Annotated in this window: 12 protein-coding genes; 6 read left to right on the forward strand and 6 right to left on the reverse strand. The window is 55.5% G+C overall.

The genetic code is table 11. The features are described 5' to 3' along the window. Nucleotides 1-58: 58 nt before the first annotated feature. On the reverse strand, nucleotides 59-604 hold the full coding sequence (locus GO984_RS14735) for an NADPH-dependent FMN reductase (RefSeq protein ID WP_245231127.1): 546 nt from the start codon (nucleotides 602-604) through the stop codon (nucleotides 59-61). 107 nt (nucleotides 605-711) lie between these two features. After that, nucleotides 712-1608: a LysR family transcriptional regulator gene (locus GO984_RS14740; protein ID WP_245231128.1), complete on the reverse strand. Its 897-nt coding sequence runs from the start codon at nucleotides 1606-1608 to the stop codon at nucleotides 712-714. A gap of 76 nt (nucleotides 1609-1684) precedes the next feature. On the opposite strand from GO984_RS14740, the gene GO984_RS14745 reads away from it, so the two are divergent. Then, complete coding sequence (locus tag GO984_RS14745; RefSeq protein WP_157023394.1) at nucleotides 1685-1966, forward strand: DUF1330 domain-containing protein; 282 nt, start codon at nucleotides 1685-1687, stop codon at nucleotides 1964-1966. Nucleotides 1967-2094: 128 nt separating this feature from the next. Here the strand turns inward: GO984_RS14745 and fdhF are convergent, their stop codons facing one another. The 3 genes from fdhF to GO984_RS14760 all read right to left on the reverse strand — a co-directional run bounded on the left by fdhF (nucleotide 2095) and on the right by GO984_RS14760 (nucleotide 7546). Then, the gene (gene fdhF / locus GO984_RS14750) at nucleotides 2095-4872 is read right to left on the reverse strand and encodes a formate dehydrogenase subunit alpha (protein ID WP_157023395.1); all 2778 of its coding nucleotides are present in this window, start codon (nucleotides 4870-4872) and stop codon (nucleotides 2095-2097) included. Nucleotides 4873-4875: 3 nt separating this feature from the next. Next, nucleotides 4876-6564, reverse strand: coding sequence for an NAD(P)H-dependent oxidoreductase subunit E (locus GO984_RS14755; RefSeq protein WP_167740355.1), 1689 nt, complete (start codon nucleotides 6562-6564; stop codon nucleotides 4876-4878). A gap of 94 nt (nucleotides 6565-6658) precedes the next feature. Further along, nucleotides 6659-7546, reverse strand: coding sequence for a LysR family transcriptional regulator (locus tag GO984_RS14760; RefSeq protein WP_157023542.1), 888 nt, complete (start codon nucleotides 7544-7546; stop codon nucleotides 6659-6661). Nucleotides 7547-7767: 221 nt separating this feature from the next. Between GO984_RS14760 and GO984_RS14765 the strand changes: the two genes are divergently transcribed. The 3 genes from GO984_RS14765 to GO984_RS14775 all read left to right on the forward strand — a co-directional run bounded on the left by GO984_RS14765 (nucleotide 7768) and on the right by GO984_RS14775 (nucleotide 11920). Next, nucleotides 7768-8430, forward strand: coding sequence for a response regulator (locus GO984_RS14765; RefSeq protein WP_157023397.1), 663 nt, complete (start codon nucleotides 7768-7770; stop codon nucleotides 8428-8430). A 110-nt stretch (nucleotides 8431-8540) separates the two neighbouring features. Beyond that, nucleotides 8541-9719, forward strand: a complete 1179-nt coding sequence (locus tag GO984_RS14770; protein ID WP_157023398.1) for an FIST N-terminal domain-containing protein — start codon at nucleotides 8541-8543, stop codon at nucleotides 9717-9719. Next, nucleotides 9716-11920, forward strand: a complete 2205-nt coding sequence (locus GO984_RS14775) for a PAS-domain containing protein (RefSeq protein ID WP_167740356.1) — start codon at nucleotides 9716-9718, stop codon at nucleotides 11918-11920. Before GO984_RS14770 ends, GO984_RS14775 begins: the two co-directional genes overlap by 4 nt. 5 nt (nucleotides 11921-11925) lie before the next feature. On the opposite strand, the gene GO984_RS14780 is transcribed toward GO984_RS14775, so the two are convergent. Further along, nucleotides 11926-12273, reverse strand: a complete 348-nt coding sequence (locus GO984_RS14780; protein WP_157023399.1) for a RidA family protein — start codon at nucleotides 12271-12273, stop codon at nucleotides 11926-11928. Between the two features lie 263 nt (nucleotides 12274-12536). Here GO984_RS14780 and GO984_RS14785 point away from each other — a divergent pair, with 263 nt between their 5' ends. Together GO984_RS14785 and GO984_RS14790 are read left to right on the forward strand one after the other, a co-directional pair. Continuing rightward, nucleotides 12537-13115, forward strand: a complete 579-nt coding sequence (locus tag GO984_RS14785) for a hypothetical protein (RefSeq protein ID WP_245231129.1) — start codon at nucleotides 12537-12539, stop codon at nucleotides 13113-13115. A gap of 43 nt (nucleotides 13116-13158) precedes the next feature. Then, complete coding sequence (locus GO984_RS14790; RefSeq protein WP_157023400.1) at nucleotides 13159-14988, forward strand: methyl-accepting chemotaxis protein; 1830 nt, start codon at nucleotides 13159-13161, stop codon at nucleotides 14986-14988. The last annotated feature ends 28 nt before the right edge of the window (nucleotides 14989-15016 follow it).

Raw genomic sequence — 15016 nt, forward strand, 5'->3', positions numbered from 1 at the left:
CCACAGACCTATCCACAGACTCAACCCTCAAAAACAACAAAAAACGAGTCGGAATATGTCAAAACGAGTCGGAATGGAGGATGTAGGCGCTAAAATCCTTCAGGAAGGCCTCGATAACCGAGGCGTTCTCTTCGATCTCTAATGTACGCCGTACATCCCGTGGGGTTTGTGACATCAAAGGGAACTGCACAAACAGCTCCGCATTGAACCTCTGCGATACAGTTCCCAGCACCAATCGCAGCGAAGCCAGCATGTCCAAGCCGCGATGTGAGGCATGCGCCAGAACAATTGGCTTTGCGATGATCTCGTCACCGGACACCAGCCAATCTATCACATTCTTCAATCCACCGGGGATGCCCCGGACATACTCAGGGCTGGCCACAATGATCCCGTCGGCCTGACGCACGGCTGAAATGAACTCGCTCGCCAATGCCGGAATATTCTCACCTTCACGGTCAGGAGAGAATATCGGCAAGTCGGCCAGCCCATGACAAAGCTCCAATTCAATATCAAGTGGAGCCAGTTGGCAGAAGCATTCCAGCATAGCTGTGTTGGTTGAAGCGGCGCGGGCACTGCCAGAGAGAGCAAGAAGCTTCATTGCCATTCCCAACCAGAGCTGTTCATGGGCAGCGTGTCTTTCATTTGGCTTTGCATTAGTACTCCTTTGGCCAGAGCTAGAACTAAGCGAAGCTACCAAGCGAGGACATGGGGTCAATGGTGGGTAAACAGATCGGCGTGCTCTTTGAACCAAGGCAGTAGTATCCCCTTGAAGGCAGCCAGTTTGCCCGCATGTTGCAGATCTCGGTGGCTGAGCATCCAGATCGGAGCATATGGGGTTGTTGGCACCTGCGGCAGAGGCACCAGTCCAGGGGTCGCACGCGCCAAGAATAGAGGCAGTCGCAAGGCCCCCATTCCAGCTTGCGCCGCTGCGATCAGAGCAACCATATCATCAAACCGACCACGGATGCGTGCATTTGGGTAGCAGGCCAGCGCTGCTTTGGGGGCGGCGGCGTGTTCTGAGAATAGAACCCAGTCTAACGGTGCACTTGGATCCTCAGAAGCGCGCCGTGCCAGCTCGGGCGTAGCATAACAGGCACTGCGTTGATCACAAAGCCGCCGCCCCACCAGAGTATCACCCGGATCTGCGCTAATCCGAATGGCCAAATCTGCTTCACGCCGGGTCAGGTTCAGCAGGTCGTTGCTGGCTTTTACTCTTAATTCTATTTCTGGATAGCGCAGGGTGAATTCAGCCAGCAAAGGCGCCAGCTGCGCCTGTATCAATAATTGCGGTGCAGTTAAGGTAAAGGGGCCAGACAAGGACCGATCCTGCCCCGCCAGCTGGCGCAACAGCTGATGCTCCTGTTGTTCCATCTGCTCCGCTGCGTCCGCCATACTATGGGCCTGTGCTGTAGGCAGGTACCCGTCGGGGTGGCGCTCAAACAGCGATTGACCCAACATGTCTTCAGCCCTCTGCACCCGGCGGGCGACTGTGGTGTAGGTCACGCCCAATGCCTCGCCCGCGCCAGCCAGTGTCCCCGCCCGCACCAGCGCAAGCACCGTGCGCATATCATCCCAGTTCACCTGCATCCAAGCATTTACGCATGTCATGCGTGCAAATGCACGTGTTTTCGTTTGCCACACATCCTTCCATGTATGCCGTGTCATTCAAACACGGAGCTTCAAAATGGTTTATGCCTACGCAAACATTATCGTAACTGCGCCTGAGTCACTGGCCGCTTACAAGGAAAAGGCAGGCGACGCGCTGTCCAAACATGGTGGCCGCGTCGTACAGGCCACCCCTCAGCAAACTGTGCTTGAAGGTACTCGCAGCGAAATGGGTCTTGGTGCCATTCTGGAATTTGAAACAGCCGAGGCCGCAAAATCCTGGATCAATGACCCAGAACTGGCTGAGGTTCACGCCCTGCGCCGGGGCGCCGGCAAAAGCACTGTAACCCTGATGGCGTGACCTCCGCGCCCTGTTGACAGGCCAACGAGGGCCACCACTGCGCCGCGCGTCAGCGCGGCGCCACTAGGAATACGGGCGCGGAACCAATGGTTCCGCGCCCGCTTTGTTTCATAAAACTGAACCGCAACTCACTCTGCCGCGATCTGCCCTACGGCTTTTTCCACACGCACCGCTGCAAATTTGAACTCGGGGATCTTACCATAGGGGTCAATTGCCGGGTTGGTCAGGATATTGGCAGCGGCCTCGACATAGGCAAAAGGTACAAAGACCATATCCTCGGCAATCGCCCGGTCTGCCCGCGCCATGATCACAATCGAACCACGGCGTGTGCTTAAGCGCACCATATCGCCCGGCTCAACCCCCATCAGTTTCAGTGTCCGTGGGTTCAACGAACAGTTTGCCTCTGGCTCGACCGCATCCAGCACTTTGGACCGACGGGTCATCGACCCGGTGTGCCAATGCTCCAGCTGACGACCAGTGGTCATGATCATCGGATATTCGGCATCCGGCGCTTCATCCGGTGCAATAACGCTGGCTGGGGTGAATTTCGCCCGCCCTTCGGGACGTGGGAAGCCATCACCAAACACAATCGCCTGACCGGGGTCTGTCTCATGTAGCGACGGGTAGGTGATCGTCTCAGTCTTCAGACGCTCCCAAGTGATATTGTCCAGCGACTTCATGTTCAGCTTCATCTCGTTGAAGACTTCGCTGACATCTGTGTAGCCCCAATGCAGCCCAATACGCTGCGCCAGTTCCGTGGTTATCTTCCAATCCTCACGCGCCTCACCCGGAGGTGCCACCGCTGGACGCACCCGCTGTACCTGTCGGTTGGTGTTGGAAACGGTACCGTTCTTTTCATACAGAGTAGAAGCCGGCAGAATGATGTCTGCGTAGTTGGCGGTTTCGGTCAGGAAGATATCCTGCACAATCATCAGGTCCAGCTTGGCAAAGGCCTCGCGCGCATGGCCTGCGTCCGGGTCTGACATCGCCGGGTTTTCACCCTGAATATACATGCCCTTGATATTGCCTGCATAGACCTGATCAACGATCTCAGTGACGGTTAGCCCCTTCTCATTCGAGAAGTCATCGCTGTTCCAAACATCAGTAAAGGATTTGCGAATGCCATCATCCATCACCGACTGATAATCCGGCAGGAACATCGGGATCAAACCCGCATCCGAGGCCCCTTGAACGTTGTTTTGCCCACGCAACGGATGCAGACCGGCGCCTGGCTTGCCCACGTTTCCGGTCATTAGCGCCAGCGAAATCAGGCAGCGTGAGTTATCGGTGCCATGAATATGCTGGGAAATGCCCATACCCCAGAAAATCAACGCCGCTTTGCCATTGGCATAAATCCGGGCAACCCGGCGCAATTGCTCGGGGCTGACGCCACAAATCCCGGACATCGCCTCAGGCGTGAACTGCGCCAGATGGGCCCTCTCGGCCTCCCAGTTTTCCGTGTATTTCTCGATATAGGCCTCATCATAGAGACCTTCCTCGACGATCACATTCATGATCGCGTTCAGCATCGACACATCAGCACCAGGACGGAACTGCACCATCTCTTCGGCAAAGCGTCGCATGCCCACGCCGCGCGGATCCATTACAATCAGCTTGCCACCACGTTTGGTGAACTGCTTGAAATAGGTCGCGGCTACGGGGTGGTTTTCAATCGGGTTCGAACCGATAATGATCGCCACGTCCGAGTTTTCGATCTCGTTGAAGGTTGCGGTCACCGCGCCGGATCCAACATTTTCGATCAGCGCCGCAACAGAGGACGCGTGGCACAACCGCGTACAGTGATCAACGTTGTTGTGCTTGAACCCCTGACGAATGAACTTTTGGAACAGATAGGCCTCTTCGTTGGTGCACTTGGCCGAACCAAAGCCCGCAACCGAGCGTCCGCCGTGTTCATCCTTCAATCCTACCAGCCCCTTGGCCGCCAGATCCATCGCCTCTTCCCAAGTTGCCTCACGGAAATGAGTGCCCAGATTACCAGGGTCGACGTTCAATCCCTTGGCAGGGGCATCGTCGCGACGGATCAGCGGCTTGGTCAACCGGTGGGGGTGGTGGATATAGTCGAAGCCAAAGCGGCCCTTAACGCACAAACGGCCCTCGTTGGCCGGGCCATTAATGCCTTCAACAGATTTGACCTTACCGTCTTTGACTTTCAGCGAGACCTTGCAGCCCACGCCACAAAACGGACAAACGCTTTCGGTTTCACTGTCGAAATCCTTGGAATCCCCCTGCCCGGCGTCATCCAGTACTGCTGATGGCATCAACGCCCCGGTTGGGCAGGCCTGCACACATTCGCCGCAGGCCACACAGGACGATTGCCCCATCGGATCTGCGACATCGAATACCGGATAGGCATCATGGCCGCGACCGGCCATGCCAATCACGTCATTGACCTGCACTTCACGGCAAGCCTGCACACAGAGATTACAAGAAATACAGGCGTCCAGGTTTACAGACATGGCCACATGGGTGTCATCCAGCAGCGGAATACGGGCTTTTTCAAGCTTGGGGAAACGTGACTCCGAAACCCCGTTCAGCTCGGCCATGTCCCACAGGTGGCTGGATTTATCATGCGCCTCTTCCTGTTTGGGTTGGTCTGCGACCAGCAGTTCCATCACCATTTTGCGGGCACCTTCGGCGCGGGCGTTATTCGTGGTAACAACCATGCCCTCAGACGGTTCACGAATACAGGACGCCGCCAGCACACGCTCGCCTTCGATCTCAACCATACAGGCGCGACAATTGCCGTCGGGGCGGTAACCCGGCGCTGGCTTGTGGCACAGATGCGGGATCTTCAATCCACGCCCATTGGCCACTTCCCAAATGCTCATGCCTGCTTCAGCGGTGACTTCTTTGCCATCGAGGGTAAAGGTGATCGAATTGCTCATGGCTTATACCTCATCCGGGAAGTGTTTCATCGTCAGGCGGATCGGGTTCGGCGCGGCCTGTCCCAAGCCACAGATCGAGGCATCAACCATGGTTGTGCTCAACTCTTCCAACAGATCCTGATCCCATTTGGGCGCGTTCATCAGTTTGACCGCTTTTTCGCAACCAACGCGGCACGGGGTACACTGGCCACAGCTTTCATCTTCAAAGAACCGTAGCATGTTCAGCGCTGCATCACGGGCCGAGTCTTGATCGGACAAAACTACCACAGCTGCTGAACCAATAAAGGTGCCATGAGGCTGCAGTGTGTCAAAGTCGAGCGGCACATCATGCATCGAGGCTGGCAACAAACCTGAAGACGGGCCACCGGGTTGGTAAGCTTTGAAGACATGCCCTTCCAGCATTCCACCGCAGGCCTCGATGATCTCGGTGATGGTTGAGCCGGCTGGCAGCAGATGCACGCCGGGGTTCTGGACGCGACCAGATACAGAATACGACCGCAGCCCTGTGCGACCGTTTTTTTCCACCGCGTTCAGGCATTCCGGACCCTCGCGGTTGATCTTGGCGATCCACAGCAGGGTTTCGACATTGTGCACCAGAGTCGGGCGACCAAAGATCCCCACCTGCGCCACAAATGGCGGCCGATGGCGTGGCATGCCGCGCTTGCCCTCGATGCTTTCAATCATCGCGCTTTCTTCACCGCAGATATAGGCCCCTGCCCCACGACGCAGATCGATATAGCCTTCCTCGACAATACCGGCCTGTTCCAGCGCTTTGATCTCATCCGCGAGGATTTCCAACACCGCCGGATATTCATCGCGCATATAGATGAATGCTTTTTCAGCTTCGACAGCCCAGGCCGCGATCAGCATGCCCTCCAGGAACAAATGTGGCGTGCGCTCCAGATAGTAGCGATCCTTGAACGTGCCCGGTTCGCCTTCATCGCCGTTCACTGCCAGATAACGAGTGCCCGCATTGGCGCGCACAAAACCCCATTTGGTGCCCGACGGAAAACCTGCGCCCCCCAGACCGCGCAAACCGGCCTCTTTGATTTTGGCTTGCACCTCTTCCCAGTCGCCATCCGCGCGCAAAGATTTCAAGGTCGCGTAGCCACCCTCGGCTACATAAGCGTCATAGCCCTCATAATCAGGCACATGGGCATGGGTGTCATCCGCAGCAATTGCCGCCTGCACTTTTTCCGGCGTGGCGTGGTCAATATGGTTGTGGCCAATTTCCAGCACCGGCGCGGTATCGCAACGGCCCATGCAGGGCGCGCGCAGAACCCGAACCTGACTTTCGTCCAGCCCGTCCTTCAGCGCCTGTTGCAACTGTTCGGCACCGGCCAGCTCACACGACAATGAATCGCAGACCCGAATGGTCAGTGCAGGCGGAGGCGTTTCATCTTCGCGCACCACATCAAAATGGGCATAAAAACTGGCAACCTCATAGATCTCGGCCTGTCCCGTGCGCATTTCCTCGGCCAAGGCCCGGATATGTGCCGCGCTAAGGTGGCCATATTCATCCTGTATAAGATGCAGGAATTCGATCAGCAGGTCGCGGCGACGCGGGTTATCACCCAACAGGCTCTGAACTTCGCCCAACGCGATGTCATCAACCTGACGTCCCTTGGGCGTTTTGCGGCCCTTGCCCTTACCGGACTTCCAAACGCCTTTGCCTTGATCCAATGGTGCCACGGTGATCTCCAATTCGCACGAGTCTTTCCAAGCGGAATGTCATCAGGAATGAATATCGTCAAATCTGAAAATCCAAAGGCACAATAACGAATGCTTATCGTGAAAAACCGGCAACCAGTTGCTTCAGCGCCCGCACGGTGGTCAACTCCGGTGTTCGGTCCAAAGTGGCTATACAAATCGGCTTTGCCTGCTCAGGCTCAATCAGCGTCAACACCCGTGTCCCCCCCAGATCGCCCAGGGCATCGACCAGCGCCAATGGTAGGATCGTCGCCGTAGACCCAGCCCGCGCCATCACCATCGACGTCATGAACCCATTGGATTCAGACACAATTTTTGGTGTCAGCCCAAGATCATCGAAAACCCGGTCCAGAATGCGCCGGTTCTGCATCTGTGGATCCAGCAAGCTCAACGGCAATTTAGCGGCCTCTGCCCAGCTGATGGAACCGTCGAACCCGGACACCATCTCTGTTGGTGCGAGCAGAACATAGGCTTCTTCATACAACTGTATGATATTGACCAGATCACGGCCCAGACTGTCATCATAAGTGATGCCAGCATCAATTGTCCCATCATACAGCCGTTGCTGGATAGAGAGCGACGTGGTCACCTCCACCCGCGCCAGTATACGTGGGTGTTGGGCCAGCACCTGATCAACCAACTGCGCAGCATAGGCCGTAGCTGTGGGCACCACCCCCAACACCAAAGTCCCGGACACCTCACCACGACTGGCAGCAATTTCCTGCTCCAGCGCTTTAACATCATCTAAAATGCTCCGCGACCGTTGCAGGATCATCTGTCCTTCTTCGGTCAATCCCTGGAAACGATTGGCACGCCGTACAATTGAAACCCCCAGTCGCTCTTCCATGTTGCGTATCCGCATGGAAAAAGCCGGTTGTGACATGCCGCAATCCTGCGCGGCTTTGGCAAAGTGCTGGTGTCGCGCCAGCGCGCTCAGCAGCTGCATGTCTTTCAGCTCAATCATCATAGACCTTTTTTCGGTTTGCCACATCTTGGCGTTGGATCGGACAAATGAACAGGGCAAAGGCACTCAATCGCCAATCAGAAGCGGGGGCTGTCTGCCCCCGCACCCCCGAGGATATTTTCAGCTAGATGAAGGACCCCAGGCCAATGACCCCTGCGACCTATGTGGCGGTTTGACCCGCAGGGAGGTTTTGCTAGTCTGCCCCTGCAAGGAGCCTGAACATGACCCAATCCGCTGCAGAGATTGCCCCTCCCGGCTTTACTTCGGCCTTGATCATCGATGATCATCCGTTGTTTTGTGATGCACTGTTGATGACATTGCAATCGGTGGCAGGGTTGCAGGAGATCGCCACCGCCCCCTGCCTGCAAGAGGCATTGCCGCAGCTCGAATTAGCCCCGGATTTGATTTTGCTGGATCTGAACCTGCCAGACGTTCAGGGCTTGGATGGCTTGAAGCAGCTGCGACGGCTGACCAAGGCCCCTATTCTGGTTATCTCTTCTATGGCCGACAACCGGGTGATCAGCGCCGCGCTGCATGCGGGCGCGGCTGGGTTTATTCCCAAGCACAGCCAACGCGAGGTGTTTCGCGCCGCAGTTGATGCCCTGCGCCGGGGCGAACGCTTTTTACCTGCGGGGTATGTGCTGTTGCCAGAACAGCAAGACCAAGGTGGCACCGATGCGCTCAGCCGTTTGCGCAGTCTGACGCAACAACAAGCCCGCATTCTGCGACTGATCTGCGAGGGGAAACTAAACAAGCAAATCGCCTTTGACCTGTCGATCGCCGAAACCACGGTCAAGGCCCATGTCACTGCCATTATGCGCAAGCTCGCCGTCCAAAGCCGCACACAAGCTGTGCTGCGGGCCAAGGACGCAGGGTTTCGCTAACCTGAACTCTGGATTTTTCTCTCCAAAACGGCAACGCTATAGCTGTTGCAACCATAGTCAGAACGAAAGCCCCAAGCCTGAAACACCTCCCCGAAACCTCCCCCTCATTAATGAGAACGGCCTATGCAGACTGCCAGCACCCCGAAGCTGTAGCTCAACTTGCTCAGGGTTTGGCCCCGTCCGACACCGCGAAAACAGCAACAGATTGTCCTGACCAGGAATTGGAACTGGTGTTGTTGTTTGTCTCCCCTTTGGCAGACATCTCCCGGATTGCCGCCGAAGCACATGCACAATTTGCGCCGGTTCCGGTGGTAGGTTGCACCACAGCCGGAGAAATTTCACAAAGTGGGTATGGTGAGGGTGGGATCGTCGCCGTGGGCTTTCCAAAATCTCACTTCACCACATGTTGCACATTGATCGAGACTTTGGACACCCCCGAGATACAAACCGCGCTGCACCAGATCATTCGTAACCGTCGTCAGATGACCCTGGCCGCCCCGGATTGGGAATCTGAATTCGCCTTTTTGATGGTCGATGGCCTATCGCGACGCGAGGATACCTTGACGGCACAACTGGCCCCGGGCTTAGGGCCTGTCCCGTTGTTTGGCGGATCCGCTGGCGATGGAGACGCTTTTCAGCAGACTTCAGTGTTGTATGATGGGAAGGTCTTTGAAAATGCTGCTGTCCTTACTCAGGTCCGGTCAATCTGCCCCGTAAAGGTGTTTAAAGCAGATAATCTGACCCCGACGAATAACAGAATGGTGGTGACCGCCGCCGACCCGGGTCAGCGCCTTGTCCATGAGATCAACGCCGAACCTGCGGCGCGCGAGTTGGCCCGGATTCTGGGAAAAGATCCCGAGCAACTGTCGACCTATACCTTTGCAGCCCATCCCTTGCTGGTGCGATTGGGCGACCAACACCATGTCCGCGCCATTCAACAGGTCGCCCCGGACGGGTCGCTGGTGTTCTTCTCTGCCATCGACGAAGGCATGGTGCTGGCGCTGGCGGACCAGCAGGATATGGTGACACACCTGCAAAAGGAAATGCAGAGTTTGGGGCAGCAAAGGGCGCCCGACATGATTTTGGCATGCGACTGCTTGTTGCGCCGTATAGATGCCGAGCAAAAACAACAAACCAATGCCGTGTCGCACATCCTTTCCGCCAATCGGGTGTTTGGGTTTTCCACCTACGGTGAGCAAGTGAATTCCATGCACGTAAACCAGACCCTGACCGGTGTGGCGATCTATCCGCCCCCCGATCTGGTACCGACACAGGCTGACGTGCCGTGAGCCATACATTGATCAACCCTGCCGATACGCTGGAACGACAAAACCAAAAGCTGCTGAAAATCGCTGAAACGCTGATGCGCCGGGTCGAACAAAGCCCGTCGGATAGCGGCATGGCCTATGCACAATTTGAACGCGCCGCGCTACTGGAAGAGGAAGTTCGCAGCCGGACACTGGATCTGGAGCAGGCTCTGGAGCAGCTGAATTTAACACATAATGAGCTGGCGAGCGCCAATGCCGCCACGGAACGCGCCCGCGCTGATCTAAGCAATGCCATCGAAACAGTGCGCGAGGGTTTTGCCCTGTTCAATGCCCGGGATGAACTGGTGATGTGCAACAGCCGCTTTGGCAAATGGATGCGCGACGTACACCCAAAATTACTACCGGGGTTAAGCTTCAAGACCTACGTACAATTGGTTTCAAGGAGCAGTTCACTGGCCCTGCCCAAAGGGATCTCACCTGCCACTTGGGCCAAACGCAGGATGCTGCACCACCGGGACAAACACGCGGTATTCAATACCCGCATTGCGGGCCAACGCTGGTTACAAGTGAGTGAACAGCGCACCACTGACGGTGGCACTGTCATTTTGCAAACCGATGTCACCGATATGATGCGTTTGGAGCGGCGTGAGCGAGACCGGCTGTTGGACGATCAGGCACAGTTGATCCGGGCCACTTTGGATCATCTGGATCAGGGGGTCTGTATTTTTGACACCCATAACCTGTTGGCAGGCCGGAACCAGCGCCTAGGAGAGTTACTAGCTTTGCCACTGCACCACCTGACGCTGGGCAGTCGTGCCGGGGCGCTATTCCAGCTGTTGCAGGACCAAGGACAGTTCCCCGATCCAGATGCCGCCGACACGTTACATTCTTGGATTGCCAGCAAAGAAAACCGTGTACCACTGTCGTTTGACGTTTTGATCGGCTCGCGTGCGCTCAGCGCCTTTGCCCAGCAAATGCCAGACGGTGGTTTTGTAATATCTTTCTCTGACGTCACCATCGAACGGGCCGCAGCCCGCGCCCAGGCAGAGGCCAACGAAACCCTGGAACGCCGCGTCGCGGAGCGAACGCTGGAACTGGAAGCCGCCCTGGCGGATGCCGAACGGGCCAATACTTCCAAGTCTCGTTTTGTTGCAGCCGCCAGCCATGACCTGTTGCAACCGTTGTCAGCAGCAAAACTGTATATGGCATCGCTCGCCGAAGGCATCACCACCCCCGAATTACAGGACCGCCTAGACAAGGCCACCAATGCGCTGGTTGGCGTCGAAGACATTCTAGAAGCTCTGTTAGACATCTCAAAACTCGATAGTGGTCGAGTAGCCGTTGATGTTACCGACGTGGCGCTGGCGGATATCCTTGTCCAACTGGGGGACGAACTGGCGCCGCTCGCAATGCAAAAGGGGCTCGATTTTCGCATTGTGCTGCCGCGCGCCACCGTCCGCAGCGACGCCACATTTTTACGCCGAATCTTGCAAAACCTGATTTCCAACGCTGTACGCTATACCAACAGCGGCAAAGTTCTGGTTGGAGCTCGTCGTTGTGGTGACAACCTGAGGATCGAGGTACATGACACCGGATCTGGTATCCCTTTGGATCAGCATCAACGTGTATTTGACGAATTTCACCGCATTGTCACGCCGTCCCACCCAAGCGAGGGCGTAGGACTAGGACTCGCCATAGTCAAACGGGCCTGTGATCTTCTTGATCACCCACTTCAGCTTCGCTCAACCACAGGTCGCACGGTGTTTAGCGTCACGCTTCCTATTGTCAGCCCGCAAAAACCTGACAGCCCCCTCCCCGACCAAATTCTAGGGCCTGCCATCATGGCTCCGGCTATAGTGCTGCTGTTGGAAAATGACACCGGCCTGCGCAAAGCTTTGACCGCTACACTGGAAGATTGGGGGCTGGAGGTATTTGCCTGCTCAAGCGAAGCGGAAGCTATCGCACTACTACATGAAGTGGACATCGCCCCGGATCTGGTGATTGCGGATTACCAGCTCGACGATGGGCTATTGGGTAGCGACGCAATTATCCACCTCAGGCAACAGTATGGTCCGCTACCTGCCTGCCTGATCACAGCCAACCGCGATCCCGACGTGACCGTTTTGTGCAGTGGTATAGATGTCGGTCTCCTGCACAAGCCGATCAATCCGGCCGCCTTGCGCATTGTATTACAACGCAGTCTGCAATCAACGCAGACCTGATCCCATCAGCGGGCTGCGGTCACCATGAATTCAACCTTGAATTCTGGTAGCGCTAGCTTTGCTTCACCACAGGCCCGTGCTGGGGTATGGCCCTGCGGCACCCAAGCATCCCAGACTGCATTCATCTCGGCAAAGTCCGCCATATCGGCCAGCCAGATGGTCGTTTGCAGGATTTTTGTCTTGTCTGATCCAACTTCACCAAGCAATGCATCAATTTTTTCCAGGCAACTTTGCGTTTGCTTTGCGACGCTTTCGCCAGCTGTGCCTACCTGGCCCGCCAGATAAATTGTATCGCCATGCATGACGATTTGACTCATGCGAGCGCCGGTGTGTTTACGAGTAATCTCAGACATTTTATACCTTTCAGGACAGTGTATTAGGAGAAGCTAAATACGCGAACTCCGCTCCCCTTTTCTCTACGGCACCCATGTGCAGTGGAACAAGCCTTTCAATTCTACCACCACGTCTTGCGACACTGGCACAACAGAACTTCACCTCTCATTTCTTAAAATTTTACGCAACATTCCAAAAGTGAATTAATTCACCGTAAATACCCTGTCCCCAAATTCAGCCTGTCCTCATTCACTCTGAGGAAATTTTACTAGGGGTCCGACAAATGAAAACGATTACACTATCAGCACTCGCCATAACGACATCCATGCTGTCAGCTCATGTTCACGCAAATGAGTACGCGCCAGCGATGTCAGCTTACTTGGAAGCAGAGATTCGGAATTGGGTCCAATCTCCAATCCTGGTGGAGGCAATCAACGCCCAGAACAAACGCACCAGTAGCTATGATCAGGGGATGATCGACGAACTGGACAAAACCTGGCGCGCTGAAATTGGAACGCCTTCTACCCCAACTATTACGCCAGTCATCGTAGGCGCCACTGCGGACTTTCTACGCCAGCAGGTTGAGGCGTCTGGCGGCCGCGTCACCGAAGTTTTTATCATGGATGCCCGAGGTCTAAATGTGGCCGCTTCCAGCATGACCTCTGACATGTGGCAAGGCGACGAAGCTAAATTTTCTCAGACTTACAGCGTAGGCCCTGATGCAGTTCACTTTGGAGATGTGGAGCTCGATGAATCCACCCAAAGTTATCAAGGCCAGATCTCGTTGACGATAATTGATCCTGAAACCGGGCAGTCCATTGGCGCAATGACCATCGGCATTGATGCAGAAGCCCTAATATAATCTCAGCCAACGCCGCTTGGCCTGGAACCGATAAGGCACTCACATGAAAATTCGAAATCCACTAAAACCAGTGTTTAACGGCATGTCGGTTTTTATCAAATGTACCCTGCTGATTACCGCGACAACACTTATTGTGGCTAGCGTTTTGATGTTTCAGAACCAGCGGATCGTCAACAAGGCCATCGAAGATGGCGTTCTGGGCCTTGCGGCCGAAATCACTCAGGCCGCAGGCGCCCGCAATGGCGGAGCCATGCGATTTGGTGATGCCAGCGGTGTTCAAATCGCACTCGACCGCATTCTTGAAGAGTCCGAAGGCCGCGCACGTTATGCCATTGCCACCAACAGCTCAAATGAGGTGATTGCAACATCTGGTGTCGCCGATGAAGCCCAAATGGGTCAACTGGAAACCCTGGCGCAGGCCTCTTTTGCAACGGGTGCAGGTGAAACCACAGGGGATGGGTATTTCATCGCCATGCCAGCAACAGCTGGGGCCAAAGGGGACAGCATCGTAGGCGCGATCGCGATCATCTGGTCACCAGATCTGGCTCTTGCCGAAGTTGCCGAGGCCAAGCTGATTTCCTATGTCGTAGCAGGCGTCGCTTTCCTGATCATGTGCACAATTTCAACGTTCTTGCTGCGTTCGATGATGTCACGCCCGCTACAGGATGTTGGCAAACTGATCGACGAAATTGCTCATGGCACCTACAATCAAGACCCAATCCATCTGGAGCGCGGTGACGAAATCGGTGCCATTGCACGGACAGTGGAAAACCTCAAAACACAGCTATCCGAGGCCCGAGAGGTGGAGCAGCAACGCATCCAGGCTCAGGAAGGTCAAAAGAAAGTGGTCGACGATTTGACCGGTGCTCTTCAGCGGCTGTCAGAGGGCGATCTGACTGAAACCATCGACCAGCCGTTCGACCCTGAATATGAAACCCTGCGCGAAAACTATAACCTCACAATTGAAACATTGCTTGGTATCATCGGTTCTGTCGTCGGAAACTCAGAAAAGATCCGTGGTAGCTCCGAAGAAATCAACCAGTCTTCCAACGATCTGTCACAGCGCACAGAAAGTCAGGCCGCAACGCTAGAGCAAACCGCTGCTGCGTTGGACGAATTGACCTCCAGTGTGAAATCTGCGGCTTCTGGCGCCAAAGAGGTCGAGGGTATCGTTGCCAGTGCCAGCACCACAGCAGAGCAAAGCGGCGTTGTTGTGCGTGAAGCAGTAGATGCGATGGCAGAGATTGAAAAATCCTCGGTACAGATCTCTCAGATCATCTCGGTGATTGACGACATCTCATTCCAGACCAACCTGCTGGCTCTCAACGCCGGAGTAGAAGCTGCTCGCGCTGGCGAAGCTGGTCGGGGATTTGCAGTGGTTGCCTCCGAAGTGCGGGCTCTCGCCCAGCGCTCCTCAGATGCTGCACAAGAGATCAAACAACTGATCAGTGACAGCTCGCAGCAGGTCAACCACGGCGTCGACCTTGTTGGACGTACTGGCGAAGAGCTGCGCAAAATCATCGACAGCGTCGGTACAATTTCCAGCCATGTGGTTGGCATTGCTTCGGGTGCAGAAGAGCAGTCAATCGCACTGGCCGAAATCAACGCTGGCGTCTTACAGTTGGATCAGGTCACCCAGCACAATGCGGCTATGGTTGAAGAATCCACTGCTGCCAGCCAACTGCTGCGCAATGACGCAAATGAACTGGCTCTCCAAGTGTCCGTGTTCAAAACCGGCGAGGGCAACGATAATCTGGTCTCGTTTGACAGTGCACCTGCAGCACCAATGGGGGACACAGACTTTTCAGCGCACGAGCCTGATTTCGAAACACCCGAGCCAAGACGCGCAGCTTCGGGATGGGAAGATTTCTAAAGCCAACTTGCTATGCAAAAGTCTCATG

It is taken from the genome of Parasedimentitalea huanghaiensis, from assembly GCF_009753675.1.
Lineage (GTDB): Bacteria > Pseudomonadota > Alphaproteobacteria > Rhodobacterales > Rhodobacteraceae > Parasedimentitalea > Parasedimentitalea huanghaiensis.

Bases quoted from the DNA above. Each gene is read 5' to 3' on its own strand.
- GO984_RS14735 (WP_245231127.1), bottom strand. From the start codon at position 604: ATGGCAATGAAGCTTCTTGCTCTCTCTGGCAGTGCCCGCGCCGCTTCA.
- GO984_RS14740 (WP_245231128.1), bottom strand. From the start codon at position 1,608: ATGACATGCGTAAATGCTTGGATGCAGGTGAACTGGGATGATATGCGC.
- GO984_RS14745 (WP_157023394.1), top strand. From the start codon at position 1,685: ATGGTTTATGCCTACGCAAACATTATCGTAACTGCGCCTGAGTCACTG.
- fdhF (WP_157023395.1), bottom strand. From the start codon at position 4,872: ATGAGCAATTCGATCACCTTTACCCTCGATGGCAAAGAAGTCACCGCT.
- GO984_RS14760 (WP_157023542.1), bottom strand. From the start codon at position 7,546: ATGATTGAGCTGAAAGACATGCAGCTGCTGAGCGCGCTGGCGCGACAC.
- GO984_RS14765 (WP_157023397.1), top strand. From the start codon at position 7,768: ATGACCCAATCCGCTGCAGAGATTGCCCCTCCCGGCTTTACTTCGGCC.
- GO984_RS14770 (WP_157023398.1), top strand. From the start codon at position 8,541: ATGAGAACGGCCTATGCAGACTGCCAGCACCCCGAAGCTGTAGCTCAA.
- GO984_RS14780 (WP_157023399.1), bottom strand. From the start codon at position 12,273: ATGTCTGAGATTACTCGTAAACACACCGGCGCTCGCATGAGTCAAATC.
- GO984_RS14785 (WP_245231129.1), top strand. From the start codon at position 12,537: ATGAAAACGATTACACTATCAGCACTCGCCATAACGACATCCATGCTG.
- GO984_RS14790 (WP_157023400.1), top strand. From the start codon at position 13,159: ATGAAAATTCGAAATCCACTAAAACCAGTGTTTAACGGCATGTCGGTT.